At 73.2% G+C, this 14,513-nt stretch carries 10 protein-coding genes; 7 read left to right on the forward strand and 3 right to left on the reverse strand.

Annotation, left to right across the window (positions count from 1 at the left end):
• Positions 1-10: 10 nt before the first annotated feature.
• The 6 genes from ACIQVD_RS29495 to ACIQVD_RS29520 all read left to right on the forward strand — a co-directional run bounded on the left by ACIQVD_RS29495 (position 11) and on the right by ACIQVD_RS29520 (position 7,631).
• Entirely contained in the window at positions 11-1,036 is a 1,026-nt protein-coding gene (locus ACIQVD_RS29495) for a carbohydrate ABC transporter permease (protein ID WP_100840390.1), read from the forward strand.
• Positions 1,033-2,091: a carbohydrate ABC transporter permease gene (locus ACIQVD_RS29500; protein ID WP_400690383.1), complete on the forward strand. Its 1,059-nt coding sequence runs from the start codon at positions 1,033-1,035 to the stop codon at positions 2,089-2,091. The genes ACIQVD_RS29495 and ACIQVD_RS29500 overlap by 4 nt, the downstream gene beginning before the upstream one ends.
• Positions 2,092-2,430: 339 nt before the next feature.
• Positions 2,431-5,544, forward strand: a complete 3,114-nt coding sequence (locus ACIQVD_RS29505) for an Ig-like domain-containing protein (RefSeq protein ID WP_402292243.1) — start codon at positions 2,431-2,433, stop codon at positions 5,542-5,544.
• A gap of 57 nt (positions 5,545-5,601) precedes the next feature.
• Entirely contained in the window at positions 5,602-6,057 is a 456-nt protein-coding gene (locus ACIQVD_RS29510; protein ID WP_402292244.1) for a TetR-like C-terminal domain-containing protein, read from the forward strand.
• A gap of 72 nt (positions 6,058-6,129) precedes the next feature.
• Positions 6,130-6,813 carry a ribonuclease HII gene (locus tag ACIQVD_RS29515; RefSeq protein WP_400690393.1) on the forward strand — a complete coding sequence of 228 codons (684 nt, stop codon included), beginning with the start codon at positions 6,130-6,132 and terminating at the stop codon, positions 6,811-6,813.
• Positions 6,814-7,109: 296 nt separating this feature from the next.
• On the forward strand, positions 7,110-7,631 hold the full coding sequence (locus ACIQVD_RS29520; protein ID WP_402292245.1) for a hypothetical protein: 522 nt from the start codon (positions 7,110-7,112) through the stop codon (positions 7,629-7,631).
• A gap of 227 nt (positions 7,632-7,858) precedes the next feature.
• Here ACIQVD_RS29520 and ACIQVD_RS29525 read toward each other — a convergent pair whose 3' ends face one another.
• Positions 7,859-8,545 (reverse strand): hypothetical protein, encoded by a 687-nt coding sequence (locus ACIQVD_RS29525; RefSeq protein ID WP_400690513.1) that lies wholly within the window; start codon positions 8,543-8,545, stop codon positions 7,859-7,861.
• A 340-nt stretch (positions 8,546-8,885) separates the two neighbouring features.
• Positions 8,886-11,081, reverse strand: a complete 2,196-nt coding sequence (locus ACIQVD_RS29530; protein WP_402292246.1) for a RecQ family ATP-dependent DNA helicase — start codon at positions 11,079-11,081, stop codon at positions 8,886-8,888.
• A 206-nt stretch (positions 11,082-11,287) separates the two neighbouring features.
• Here ACIQVD_RS29530 and ACIQVD_RS29535 point away from each other — a divergent pair, with 206 nt between their 5' ends.
• Complete coding sequence (locus ACIQVD_RS29535; RefSeq protein ID WP_402292247.1) at positions 11,288-12,853, forward strand: DUF4192 family protein; 1,566 nt, start codon at positions 11,288-11,290, stop codon at positions 12,851-12,853.
• Between the two features lie 37 nt (positions 12,854-12,890).
• On the opposite strand, the gene ACIQVD_RS29540 is transcribed toward ACIQVD_RS29535, so the two are convergent.
• On the reverse strand, positions 12,891-14,204 hold the full coding sequence (locus tag ACIQVD_RS29540; RefSeq protein WP_402292248.1) for an alpha/beta fold hydrolase: 1,314 nt from the start codon (positions 14,202-14,204) through the stop codon (positions 12,891-12,893).
• Between the last annotated feature and the right edge of the window lie 309 nt (positions 14,205-14,513).

Consider the following 14,513-nt stretch of genomic DNA (forward strand, 5'->3'; position numbering starts at 1 on the left):
GACCCTCCGCATGCCCACCGACCCCCGGCTCGCCGGGCCGGCGCTCCACCTCGCCGACTCGCTGTGGCAGGACGCGGCGATCAAGTTCGGCAACACCGGGGGCGCCGTGCTGGGCTTCCTCGGCGTGCTGCTCGCCGTGTTCTTCGCGGCCGGCCGCGCCACCGGACGCTTCTCCCGGCCGCTGGCGGTCGCCCTGATGCTCGGCCCGGCGGCCGTCCTGCTGCTCGTCGGACTGGTGGTGCCGCTGCTGCGCACCGTCTACCTGAGCTTCTACGACGCCGACTCCGCGAAGTTCGTCGGCGGGAAGAACTACGGCTGGGCGGCGACCAGTTCGCAGATCCACGACGTGCTGCTGAACACCCTGCTCTGGCTGGTGGTCGCCCCGATCGCGGCCACCGGGCTCGGCCTGCTGCTGGCCCTGCTGGTCGACCGGATGCGCGGCCAGGCGGTCTACAAGTCGCTGATCTTCATGCCGATGGCGGTCTCGCTGGTGGCCGCCTCGCTGATCTTCAAGCTGCTGTACGAGTCGCGCGGCAACGGGCAGAACCAGGTCGGCCTGCTCAGCCAACTCGCCGTCGCGGTCGGCTGGGACGACCCGCCGAACTGGATCCTGTCCCAGCCGCTGAACAACTTCCTGCTGATGTCCGCCATGGTCTGGGTGCAGACCGGTTTCGCCATGGTGGTGCTGTCCGCCGCGATCAAGGCCATCCCGGACGAGATCACCGAGGCCGCCCGGCTCGACGGCGCCACCGGCCTGCGGCTGTTCCTGCACGTCACCGTGCCGATGATCCGCACCACCCTGGTGGTGGTGCTCACCACCATCATGATCATCACGCTGAAGGCCTTCGACATCGTCCGCACCATGACAGGCGGCAACTTCGGCACCCAGGTGCTGGCCAACGAGATGTACTCGCAGAGCTTCGAGCAGTACAACTACGGCCGTGGCAGCGCCCTCGCGGTGATCCTCTTCCTCGCGGTGGCCCCCCTGGTGGTCTACAACATCGCCCTGCTGCGCAAGGAGCGTGCGACCCGATGAGCGCCAAGCCCGCCCTCGACACGGCCTCCGGGCCCGAGCCCGAGCCCGGCGCCGCCACCGGTGCCGGTGCCGGTACTGCTGCCGGTGTCGGCACCGACTCCGGGACCGCCGCGCGGGCCGCCGCGGCCAAGGCGGCCCGGCCCGACCTGCCGCCGGCCAAGGCCGTCCGCCGGGCGTTCAGCTCCCCGCTGGCCAGCGCCCTGGTGATCGCCGTCACGGTGCTGTGGACCGTCCCGACCATCGGCCTGCTGGTCACCTCGCTGCGGCCCAAGGGTGACGTCGCCTCCAGCGGCTGGTGGGAGGCGTTCGTCCACCCCGACTTCGGGCTGGAGAACTACCGCTCGGTGCTGTTCGACAACTCCTTCGGCACCTCCGGCGGCCTGATGCCGTACCTGGTCAACTCGGTGGCGATCGCCGTCCCGGCCACGGTCTTCCCGCTGGTGCTGGCCGCGATGGCCGCGTACGTGCTGGCCTGGGTGCGGTTCAAGGGCAGCGACACGCTCTTCTTCGTGGTCTTCGCGCTCCAGGTGGTGCCGCTGCAGATGTCGCTGATCCCGCTGCTGCGGCTGTTCTCCGGCGGCGCGCACCTCGGGTCGGTGACGATCATCCCGGCGCTCAACCTGAAGGACAGCTACCTGCCGGTCTGGCTGACGCACACCATGTTCGCGCTGCCGCTGGCGATCTTCCTGCTGCACAACTTCATCGCCCAGCTGCCGCGCGACCTGATGGAGGCGGCGGTGGTGGACGGGGCCTCGCACTTCAAGATCTTCCGGTCGATCGTGCTGCCGCTGAGCGCCCCGGCGCTGGCCTCGTTCACCATCTTCCAGTTCCTGTGGGTGTGGAACGACCTGCTGGTGGCGCTCACCTTCGCCGGCGGCAACCCGACCGTCGCGCCGATCACCTCCCGGCTGGCCCAGCTCTCCGGCTCCAACGGCAGCCGCTGGGAGCTGCTCAGCGCGGGCGCCTTCCTGTCGATGCTCGTCCCGCTGGCGGTGTTCTTCGCCCTCCAGCGGTACTTCGTCCGCGGTCTGCTGGCGGGGTCGGTCAAGGGCTGAGCCGCCCGGGTGCGGACAAGTGTTGAACGGACGGAGCGGGCTCCCGGGTACGCCGGGGGCCCGCCGCCGTCTCCCCGGGTGTCCCCTCGGGCCGCCGCCGGTGCCGCTTCCCGGGCCGCCGCCTGTCCCGTCGCCTGTCCCGCCGTCCGTGTCGCCGTCCGTGCCGTCGCGGCGGAAGGTGCGCGGACGGACCGGTCGGATGCGGAGGGTCGGGCCGTCGGATGGCCGGAACTCGTGGCTGTGATGTGAGGGTTCTGCGGACGCGCCGGGTGCGGAGCCGGTAGGACGGAGGACGGCACTTCTGCCGTTCATCCGGTCATCCGACCTTGGGGGGTTGGCGTGAGGATCAGAAAACGAATCGCCGGGCTGCTCGTGGGCCTGCTCGCAGCCAGCGGACTGATGGTGGCGCCCGCGGCACGCGCGGACACCACCGCCGTTCTCGGCAACAACACCGTCGGCACCGCCACCGACTCCGGCGACTCCAACTACATCAACACCTCCCGCTTCGTGACGGGCGCCGGCGGCGGCACCGTCAGCAGCGTCAGCGTGTACGTCGGCGCCGTCGGCGCCACGCCCAACGACCAGTACCAGGTGGCGGTGTACGGCGACGTCGCCGGCAAGCCCGGACCGCTGCTCGGGTCCTCCGCCTCCGGCACGCTCACCGCGCACGCCTGGAACACCCTGCCGGTCGCCGCGACGCTCGCGCCGAACACGCCGTACTGGCTGGCGTACAACTCCAACGGCGTCTCCGCGGCGGTCAACAACCTGAACTACTCCACCGGCGGCCAGAGCGGCTACTCCACCGGCGGCACCGCCTTCGGCACCTGGCCCAGCAGCTTCGGCGCCGTCTCCACCGGCACGCTGAACTACTCCATCTACGCCACCTACACGCCCTCCGGCGGCGGCACCGGCACCCCCGGCAGCGGACCCGGCAACGAGGGCCCGATCCTGCTGGTCACCGATTCCGCCAACCCGTACACCACGTACTACGGCGAGATCCTCAAGTCCGAGGGCCTGAACTACTACAAGACCGCCGACCTGAGCACCGTCACCTCCACCCTGCTCAACTCGTACGACGTGGTGCTGCTGGCGGAGCACCAGCTGACGGCCGCCCAGACCACCATGTTCACCAGCTGGGTGAACACCGGCGGACGGCTGGTGGCGATGCGGCCCGACAAGCAGCTCGCCGGGCTGCTCGGCCTCACCGCGACCACCGACACGCTGGCCGACAGCTACCTGAAGATCAACACCACCGCGGCGCCCGGCGCCGGGCTGACCTCCGACACCATCGGCTTCCACGGCACCGCCGACAAGTACGCGCTCAACGGCGCCACCGCCGTCGCCACCCTGTACAGCGACACCGCGGTGGCCACCACCAACCCGGCCGTCACGCTGCGCACCGTCGGCACCGGCCAGGCCGCCGCGTTCACCTACGACCTCGCCAAGTCCGTCGTGCAGACCCGGCAGGGCAACGCCGCCTGGGGCGGCCAGCAGCGCGACAACGTGGACGGCATCCAGGCCAGCGAGATGTTCTTCGGCACCGGCGGACAGCTCAACTGGAACAACCTCGACAAGGCGCAGATCCCGGTCGCCGACGAGCAGCAGCGGCTGCTCGCCAACCTGATCACCACCATGGACGCGGCCAAGAAGCCGCTGCCGAAGTTCTGGTACTTCCCGCGGGACGCCAAGGCCGTCGTGGTGATGACCGGCGACGACCACGGCATCGGCGGCACCGCCGGCCGCTTCGACGGCTACGTCGCGCAGAGCCCGGTCGGCTGCAACGTGGCCAACTGGGAGTGCGTGCGCGCCTCGTCGTACATCTACACCGACGACCCGATCACCGACGCCCAGGCCAAGGCCTACTCCGACCAGGGCTTCGAGATCGGGGTGCACGTCACCACCAACTGCACCCCGTGGGGCACCCCGGCCGACCTGCAGAACATCTACACCACCCAGATCGGCGCCTGGCGGGCCAAGTACCCCTCGCTGCCCAACCCGGACAGCACCCGGACCCACTGCGTCGAGTGGGACGACTGGGCGACCCAGGCCAAGACCAAGCTCGCCAACGGCATCCGGCTGGACACCGATTACTACTACTACCCGGCCAGCTTCGTGCAGGACCGGCCCGGCTACTTCAACGGCACCGGCCTGCCGATGAAGTACGCGGACAGCGACGGCAGCACCATCAACGAGTACCAGGCCACCACCGAACTCACCGACGAGTCCGGGCAGTCCATGCCGGGCACCGTCAACACGCTGCTGGACAACGCCTACAACTCCAAGGGCTACTACACCGTCCTGACCGCCAACATCCACACCGACTACGCCGCCTCCACCGCCTCCGACCAGGTCATCGCCTCGGCCAAGGCGCACGGCACCCCGGTGGTCTCCGGCCGCCAGCTGCTGACCTGGCTGGACGCCCGCAACGGCTCCGCCTTCTCCGGGATGGCCTGGACCAGCAACACGCTGAGCTTCAGCATCACCGGCGGCGCCAACGGCCTGCGCGCCATGGTCCCGGTCAACTCGTCGGTCGGCACGCTCACCGGCGTCAAGCAGGGCACCACCAACGTCAGCTACCGCATCGAGACCATCCACGGCATCTCCTACGCCTTCTTCGACGGCAACGTCGGCTCCTACACGGCGACCTACGGCATGGACACCACCGCGCCGACCGTCACCGGCTCGGTGCCGGCCAACGGCGCCACCGGCGTCTCGGCCACCGCCCCGGTCAGGGCCTCCTTCAGCGAGCCCGTCCAGGCGAGCACCGTCAACGGCACCAACGTCACGCTGAAGACCACCGCGGGCTCCGTCGCGGTGCCCGGCGCCGTCGCCCTGGACGCGGCCACCAACACCGTCACCTTCACCCCGAGCGCCGCGCTCTCGCTCAGCACCGGCTACACGCTGAGCGTCGCCAACGTGAAGGACCTGGCGGGCAACACCCAGACCGCGGCCTACACCGCGGCCTTCACCACCGCCGGCGCGCCGCCGCAGACCATCGGCAACAGCGCGGTCGGCACCCTGCTCGACGACACCGACTCCAACCACCTCAACGGCTCCAAGATCACGACGGGGGCCTCCGCCATCGCGCTGACCTCGCTCAACGTGCACACCGGGCAGATCAGCGCGGCGCCCAACAACCAGTTCCAGATCGCCGTCTACAGCGACAACGCCGGCTCGCCCGACGCCCTGCTGGCCACCAGCTCGGTCGGCACGCTGAGCGCCAACGCCTGGAACAGCGCGCCGATCACCTACACCCTGGCGGCCAACACCACCTACTGGGTGGTCTACAACTCCAACGGAACCAGCTCCACCGTCAACAACATGCACTACAGCTCGGGCCCGGCCGGCTCGGGCGCCTACAGCAGCACGTCCGTCCCGTTCGGGACCTTCCCGGCCGCCTTCGGCACCGCCGTGAAGGACAACCTCGTGTACTCGCTCTACGGCACCTACTGACCTCCTGGTCCGTCGAGAACGCCGAGGGACCGCCGGGGCGACTCGGGCCACGACTCCGTGTCCGTGGCCGGGGCCGCCCCGGCGGCCGTGCGGGCGCTGCCACCCGTCACCGAGGTTCCCGACCTCGGCTCCGTCCGGGCCGAGTCGTGGCACGCCACCGAGACCCGCGCCGGAGCGACGGGCTCGCCGATCGGCGCCGCCATCCGCACCCTGACGGGCGAACTCGACCAGGAGCGCGCCGACTCCTCCAAGGACTTCCCGCAGGACCGGGTGATCGCGCCGACCACCGGGGTGACCCTCGGCATCCTCCGCCGGGGCGCGGCCCGCGGCGACGTCCGCCGGGGCGCGGTGGTGCCCGCGGTCGCCGACGTGCTCCCGGCGGTGTTGCTCCACCGGGCCGAGCTCTGCGGCGGCGCGGTCGGCGGGGCGTTCGGCGTCGAGCTGCTGGAGCAGGTCCTGCTGCCGACGGTCCGGCCGGAGCGGCGGGGGCGTCGGCGCGGCGGCGTACGCTGATGGGGCGGGGAGCACCGGCGCGCCCCGCCCCGGTCCCGTCCGGTCCGCCCCGCTCCAGTGAACGGAACCCCGATGCCGTACGACCCCCCGACCCACGCGGTCGAGCGCTCCCTGCGCCAGGCCGGCGCCCGTGTGGTGGTCGGGCTGGACGAGGTCGGCCGGGGCGCCTGGGCCGGTCCGGTCATGGTCGGCGCGGCCGTCACCGGGCTGCGCCGCCCGCCCGAGGGGCTGACCGACTCCAAGCTGCTGACCGAGCGGCGCCGGGTCGCGCTCGCCCCGCTCCTGGAGGAGTGGGTGACGGCGTACGCGATCGGGTCCGCCTCGGCCCGGGAGTGCGACGACCTCGGGATGACGGCCGCGCTCCGACTGGCCGCCGTCCGCGCCCTGGAGGAGCTCCCGGTGCGGCCCGACGCGGTGATCCTGGACGGCAAGCACGACTACCTGGGCGGCCCCTGGAAGGTCCGCACGGTGATCAAGGGCGACCAGTCCTGCGTCTGCGTGTCCGCCGCCTCGGTGCTGGCGAAGGTCCGGCGGGACGCGCTGATGGCCGAAATCGGCACGGACCACCCGCGGTTCGCCTTCGGGGAGAACGCCGGCTACCCGTCGCCCACCCACCGGGCCGCACTGGAGGAGCTCGGCCCCACCGAGCACCACCGCCTGTCCTGGGCCTACCTGGACGGGCTGCCGCGCTGGAGCCACCTCAAGCGGCAGCGCGTCCCGGTCGACGCCGGCGAGCAGCTCTCGCTTGGTTTCTGAGCCAGGTTCTCCGGAATTTCCCCCGACGTTCGGAGCGGGTCGACAGCCGTTCTCCGGAGCCCGGCGGTCCTGTTTCCTGACGGTTCGTCAGGGTTCATCCACCGGTCATCCGAGCGTTGCCGCCGGTGCGCGCACAGTGCGCCACACTTCCAAGTGGTGGGGTGCCCGTGCGCATCCGACCGGCATTTGATAGGAATCCGGGTATGCCTGTCTTCCCCGAGGAGCCGGAGATTCACGAGACGATCCCGGGCCCCGGCGTTCCCCTTCCCCACAAGTCGGACGCACCTGCCCCCCGTATGCCTTCCTCCACCGCCGTCGCCGCTCCGGTCCCGGGCCCCCGCCCCGGTCCGCCGCGCCCCGCCCCGCCCCGTGCCGACCGTCCGGTCCCCGGCCCGCGGCCCCCGGCCCGTCCCAGGCCCGGCTCCGCGCCGCGCCCCGGTCGGCCGGACGTCCAACTCCTGCCCGCCGCCGCAGCCGAGGCGATCGACCGTGCCGACGAGGCCGTCGACGCCCTGCTGGAGTCCGGCCGCCGCCCCGGCGACGTGCTGGTCCTGACGGTCGGCGAGGCGCACCCCTGGCAGGAGCACGAGCTCAGCTTCGGCGAGGAGCGCTACTGGGCGCAGCTCGCCGACGGCGGCGACGTGTTCTACGCCGACGCCGCCACGACGCGCCCGCTCCGCCGGGACGTGGTGGTGCTGGTGGTCAACGAGGGCCGCTCGGAGCGGGTGGCCGCTGCGGCGCGCAAGGCGCTGGAGCGGGCCGCGAAGCTCCTGGTGGTCTGCGGCGAGACGGACACCGTCGCCCCGCTGTTCGCCTGAGCACCGCTCCGTCCCTTCCGCCTCGTTCCGTCCCGTCCTGTCTGTCCCGTCTGTCCTGTCTGCCTTGCCTGTTCGTTCTGCGCTGCCCGTCCGGCGGTGTTCGTCCGTGGTGCCGTCCTCCGGCACGGCGGGCGGGCCCGGCGGGGCGGCGGTGGACGGGCAGGCGGGCCGGTTCGTCGACCCTTGGTCGGCGTTTGGGTTCCCCGCGCTCGGCGCGCGCCGTCCGCTCAGCGGGCGGCGGTGCGGCGGGCGCTCCGGCCGTCGTGGGACTCCTCCAGCGCGCGGATCGCGCTCAGCGAGGTGACCGGGGCGATCGGCGGCTGCTGGGGGAGCGGTGGCTCGGGCGGCGCGGCGGGCACCCCGAGCGGGACGCGCGGCGGCAGTTCGGTGACGGTGTGGACCGGGCCGCGCGCCCACGACCCGGAGTGCGGGTTGCGTCCGCGCCGGCCGTCGCCGAGCGACTGCCAGCCGGCCGGAGTGAGCGTCAGGTACGAGCCGCAGCGCAGCCCGTGCAGTTCGGCGGCGGCGCGCAGCGCCCACATCCAGGCGCCGTCCTGCTCGGTCCAGTCCGGGCCGCCTTCGCGGCAGCGCAGCAGGACGGCCGTCCGGCTGGGGCTGGACCGCTTCAGGTCGTGCGGGGTGACCCGGCGGAGATGGCCGAGCAGCGCGTTGCGGTGGTCCCACCCGTCGCTGAACTGCGGTCGGACGCCGAACGAGGCGGAGGCAGTCACCCGGTTCTCGGCGCTCAGCACCGCGACCACCGTGGTGCCCGGCTGCGGGAGGTGCCGCCGGTGCAGCTCGGTGACGAACTCCCGTGGGGCCCGCAGGAGCGGCACGCCGTAGCTCTTCCACTCCGGCAGGCTGATGGTCCGGTGGCTGTCGTGGTGGGAAGGACCTCGGTCGATGCCGTTGATCACGATCCTCCTTCCCGAGCCCGCGCCCCTGGAGCGCGCGAGCGTACGCCGAAGACCGGGTCCGGAGGACCGGGTACTGGATACCTTCCAATTCTCGGGCGAGAGCAGTCCGAGCGGCAATGATGAAATGACGATCGCAGCCCGAAATCCGCGCTTCTGCCGGGTATGTTCCACGCCCCCGACGGGGCCATTCGGCTGACCTTCCGGTGAGCGCAGGGTGTACGGCCCGAAACGTTCCGGTGTACGCCGCTCCCCGCGGCCGGGCGCACCGCCCCGCCCGGCCGCAGGCGCGCACGCCTTCCGGCCGCCGGCGGCCCCGGGACGGTCGCGGAGCCCGGCCTCACCCCCGGACGGCGAGGACGAGCGGGAGCACCGCGGTGGCACCGGCCTGGCGGAGCAGCCGGGCGGCCACCGTCAGCGTCCAGCCCGAGTCCACCAGGTCGTCGACCAGCAGGACCGGGCCCGGCGCGGCGGCCAGCGCGTCGGCCAGGCCCGGCGCGAGGGTGAGCGCACCGGCGACCGAGCGCAGCCGCTGGGCGCTGTTGCTGCGCGGGCCGTGCGGCGGCTCCCCGGTGGCGTACTCGACCCGCCCGAGCAGCGGCATCCGCCCGATCGAGGCCAGGCCGCCGGCCAGGTCGGACACCAGCCGGGGACGGGTGGACGAGTCGAGCGCGACCACCCCGACCGGACGGGCGAGCTGCCGGCCGTCCGGACCGGCCGGCCCGGCCCAGCCGCCGGGGCCCCTGGCCCAGTCCGCGACCACCCCGACCATCGCGTCCAGCACCTCGCGCGGCAGCGGCCCGTCCGGGGAGCGCTCGTCCAGCAGCGAGCGCAGCCGGCCGCCCCAGCCGATGTCGGACAGCCGGCCCAGGGCGCGCCCCGGCTCGGCCTGCTGGGTCGCCGGGATCCGGCCCTTCAGCGGGATGCCGAGGGACTCCATGCCGGTGGGCCACATCCGCCGGGTCTCGAAGGAGACACCGGGGCGGCCGAGGGCGGCCCGGGCCGCGTCCAGCGCCCCGGTGGAGACCTCGGCGGAGTGCCGGGCCGGGGTGCAGCGGTCGCACCGGCCGCACGGGGCCGCCTCGGGGTCGTCGAGCTGGCGGCGCAGGAACTCCATCCGGCAGCCCTCGGTGGCCACGTACTCGCGCATCGCCTGCTGTTCGGCCTCGCGGGCCCGGGCGACCTTGGCGTACCGCGCGGCGTCGTACTGCCACGCCTGCCCGGTGGCCTCCCAGCCGCCGCGCACCCGGCGGACCGCGCCGTCCACGTCGAGCACCTTGAGCATCGTCTCCAGCCTGGTGCGGCGGAGGTCGACCGAGGTCTCCAGCGCGGCGGTGGAGAGCGGGCGGCCCGCCTCGGACAGCGCGTCCAGCGTGCGGCGGACCTGCTCCTCGGGGGGGAAGCCGATCGAGGCGAAGTACCGCCAGATCGCCTCGTCCTCCCGGCCGGGGAGCAGCAGCACCTCGGCCCGGTCCACGCCGCGGCCGGCCCGGCCGACCTGCTGGTAGTAGGCGATCGGGGAGCTCGGCGACCCGAGGTGCACCACGAAGCCCAGGTCCGGCTTGTCGAAGCCCATGCCGAGCGCGGAGGTGGCGACCAGCGCCTTGACCCGGTTGTCCAGCAGCGCCGCCTCGGCCTCGCGGCGCTCCGCGTCCTCGGTCCGCCCGGAGTAGGAGGCGACCTGGTACCCGCGCCCGCGCAGGAACTCGGTGACCTCCTCGGCGGCGGCCACCGTGAGGGTGTACACGATGCCGGAGCCGGGGAGGTCGGGCAGGTGGTCGGCCAGCCAGGCCAGCCGGTGCGCCGGGTCGGGCAGCGCCAGCACCGCCAGGCTGAGGCTCTCCCGGTCCAGCGGCCCGCGCAGCACCAGCGCCTGCTCGTCACCGGCCCCGGTGCCGAGCTGCTCCGCGACGTCCGCGGTGACCCGGGCGTTCGCGGTCGCCGTGGTCGCCAGCACCGGGACGCCGGGGGAGAGCTCGGCGAGCATGGTGCGCAGCCGCCGGTAGTCGGGCCGGAAGTCGTGGCCCCAGTCGGAGATGCAGTGGGCCTCGTCCACCACCAGCAGGCCGGTGGAGGCGGCGAGCTTGGGCAGCACGTGGTCCCGGAAGTCGGGGTTGTTCAGCCGCTCCGGGCTGACCAGGAGGACGTCGACCTGGCCGTCGGCGACCTCCTGCTGGATCTCCGACCACTCCTCCGGGTTGGCCGAGTTGATCGTCCGGGCGCGGATGCCCGCCCGGGCGGCCGAGTCGACCTGGTTGCGCATCAGGGCGAGGAGCGGGGAGACGATCACCGTCGGTCCGGCGCCGCGTTCGCGGAGCAGCGCCGTGGCGATGAAGTAGACGGCGGACTTGCCCCAGCCGGTGCGCTGGACGACCAGGGCGCGCCGACTGTCCACCACCAGCGCCTCGATGGCCTTCCACTGGTCCTCGCGCAGGGCCGCGCCCGGGCCGGCGAGGTCGCGCAGCACGGCTTCCGCGGCGGCCCGGACGGCGTCGCGGTCGGCGGGGGTGGTCGGGGGGAGTTCGCGCGTCTGCATGAGGTCATGGATACCGTGCGGCACGGACGGACCGCGAATGCCGGGCTGTGGACAGAGTGGCGTTCATCGGTTGAGCTGCTGTGAAATCGCCGTAATCACCGAAAATCCGGGTGATTCAGGGGGCAGAGATGCTGAACCCCCCGACTTATCCACAGGCTGGGGCGAATTGTCCGCAGCCGACCGCGATCCGGTCCAAGCTTTCCGCCATGACCGCAGACGACCGCACCACCACCCCCGTCCCGCGCCCCGGCCACCTCCCGGTCCGGCTGCGCGGCCCCGCCGACATGGCGGAGATGCTCCCGTACCTGCTGGGCTTCTTCCCCGACGACAGCATCGTCGCGGTGGGTCTGCAGGGCACCGCGCTCGACCAGGGCGGCGTGATCCGGATCGACATCCCGGAGGACCCGGCCTGCTGGGAGCGCACCGCGGCGGAATCCGCCCGGCTGCTGGTCGAGCTGTCCGAGCAGCGAGCCCACCGCCCCGTCCAAGTCCTGCTGTACCTGTGCCGGGATCCCGCCGGGGACGACCGCGCGTCCGGCGGCGGCGGGCACGCCGTGCTGACTCGGCTCCGCCCGCTGGCCGACGCGCTCGCCCGGGCCTTCCAGGAGGAACGGGTGGTCGTCAAGGAGTCGCTGTGCGTCTCCGCCGGCCGCTGGTGGTCCTTCCTGTGCACCGGAGTCGACTGCTGTCCGCCGGACGGCACTCCGGTCCGGGCGGCCCACCAGCCCAGCCCGCTCGCCGCGGCGGCCACCTACGCGGGCCTCGCCCCGCGGGGCAGCCGCAAGGCGATCGTGGCGGGGCTGGCCCCGGTCGGCCCACCGCTCTCCGAGGTGCAGCGCCGCGCCCTGGAGGACGCCGGGCCGCCCTTCATCCGCGAACTGGCCGGCCCCGGCGGCCGGGCCGCGGCCGTCGAGCGCACCGCCGGGGTGCTCGCCGAGGCGATGGCCGAATTCTGTGCCGGAGCAAGCGAGCTGGATGCCGCCCGCACCGCCAGGCTGCTGATCGGCATGCAGGACAAACTCGGCCGGGACCGCGCCGCCGAGTACGCCGAACCGGACGAACTCGCCACCGCCCAGCGGTTGTGGCGGTTCCTGGTCCAGCGCTGCGTCGACCCGTTCGAACACCTCGCCGTCCCGCCGATGACCCTGCTGGCCTGGACGTCCTGGCTGGCCGGAGACTCGGCCACGGCACGGATCGTGCTGGCCAGAGCACTGGAACTGGAACCCGGCTACACCCTGGCCCAACTCCTCTACGAATCACTGAACTCCGGCATCGCCCCGGAAGCCCTGCTCCGGGTGGTCCGCCGCGAGCGCACCACCCGGCTGCGCGACGCACCGGCCCCGCAGTCCGCGGAACCCGCAGGGCCCGGCGGAGAAGCGGTCGACGGCGGCAGCACCCCTCCGCACGGACCGGACGACTGCTTCGACCACCGAGGCCCGGACCGGCCCCAGGCCGGTCCCGGTCCCGGACCTGTAGCCGGTGCGGCCGAGCCCGCACCGAGGTGCCCCGCACCCGCACCCGCGCCGGGGCCGGATTCGGCACCGGCCCCGGACCTGGCACCGGGCAACGAGCCGGACGGGCCCGGGCCGGGAGGAAGCGAGAGCCCGGGCGACGGCCGTCCCCCCGCCCCGCCCGCCGTGACCGACGGGCCGTCCGCCGCGGCCTGCCGACCTGACCCGGGGCGTCGTCCGCGTCCGCACCGCTTCCTTCCGGCGGGAGTCCGCGTCCGGCACGTCCGGGTGCACCGAAACCGACACGCGATCGGAGACTGACATGCGAACCCCCGACCCGCGGTTGCGGAGCAGTCGGCTAGACCTCGCCGCGCGCCATCCGGATCAGCCGGTCCAGCACCGTCCGCCCACTGGTGCGCACGCCGTCGTGCTCCCACTCGTTGGTGACCCAGACCCGGGTACCGGCCACCGCGTCCGCCGTCTCCAGCGAATGCGCCGTGTCCACGTACATGTCGTCGTGGTACACCGCCGCGTACACCGGTACCTGGTTCGACGCCAGGCGCGGCAGGTCGTACAGGTCGGGCCAGTCGGTGCGCTCCGCCAGCAGCTGCGCCGTCTCGCGCAGCGGCCGCAGCGCCGGGTCGGTCTCGAACATCCAGGGGTGGATCATCTCGCCGGTCAGCAGCACCGGCCCGTCCCCGGCCAGCGCCGCCTCCGCGTCGAACTCGGGGAACTCCTTGCGCACCCGCTCCGCCGACCAGTCGGTGGCCCCGGCGTCGACCGAGCGCTGCCCGTAGATCGACTCGTGCAGGACGGCGTACAGGGGGTTCTGGGCGAAGGACAGGTGCGACTGCGCCCCGGCCAGGAAGGTGTCGGAGAGCTCGGGTCCGTCCGCGCCCTCCACCCAGGCCTCCTCCAGCAGGTAGTGCAGGACGTAGGAGCCCGAGCCGCCGCCCAGCAGGATGCCCAGCGCCTGGAACGCCTGGACGGTCAGCGTGCCGCCGTCGGGAAGGGTCGCGGGCCGCTCGACCAGGTGCGCCGCGATTCGCCGTACCGCCGCCACGTCCTGGGGGAAGCGCGCGTAGTGACCGGCGTTCTTGCGGGCGACGCGGGGGTAGGCCGCGCGGTAGACCTCGTCCGCCGAGCGGCGCAGACCGGCCAGGCCGCCGGTGACGAAGGCCTCGCGCAGGTGCTCCGGGGCCAGCGAGAGGTACGTCAGGGTGCAGAAGCCGCCGAAGCTCTGCCCCAGCAGGCTCCACCGGGCGTCGTCGCCGAGCAGCCGGCGGCGGATCAGTTCGGCGTCCCGGACGATCGAGTCGGCGCGGAAGTGCGCCAGGTACTCGGCCTGTTGCCGGGCGTCGCCGCGCCGGGCCAGGGTCTGCCGGTTGGCGGGGGTGGAGCGGCCGGTGCCGCGCTGGTCCAGCAGCAGCACCCGGTAGTCGTCGAGCGCCCGGTCCAGCCAACCGTCCCGGCCCATCGGCCGGTTGGCCTTCCCACCCGGGCCGCCCTGCAGGTACACCAGCCACGGCAGCTCGTCGTGCTCGCGTCCGGCGGCCACCACCTCACGGGCGTAGACCTCGATCGACTCACCGCCGGGGGCACTGTGGTCCAGCGGCACCCGGAAGACGTGGTCGGTGGTGACGATTCCGGGGATGCGGCTGAGGGAGGACATGCAACTCCTAGGTGCGAGCTGGTCACAGGCTGGTCGCGGCGCCGATCGCCGGGGTCACCGGTGCGTCCGCTGTCGTCCTCGCACCGTATCCTGACGGCGGACAGGAGCCGCCGGGGGGCGTCCGCCACATGCGGAGAACCTCGAACGGCACCACGACACAGCGGGCGCCCCGGGCGCCGGTCGCGGAGCGCCGAACCACCCTCGGCCCACGGCCGCCTCCGACCGGACGTCCGCCGGGCGGGCGTGACCTGGGGCAGGTGTGGTGCGTTCAATCTGCAGAACACCACCACCCGAACCGGCACCTCCGGG

It is taken from the genome of Kitasatospora sp. NPDC090308 (assembly GCF_044769485.1).
Classification (GTDB): domain Bacteria; phylum Actinomycetota; class Actinomycetes; order Streptomycetales; family Streptomycetaceae; genus Kitasatospora; species Kitasatospora fiedleri.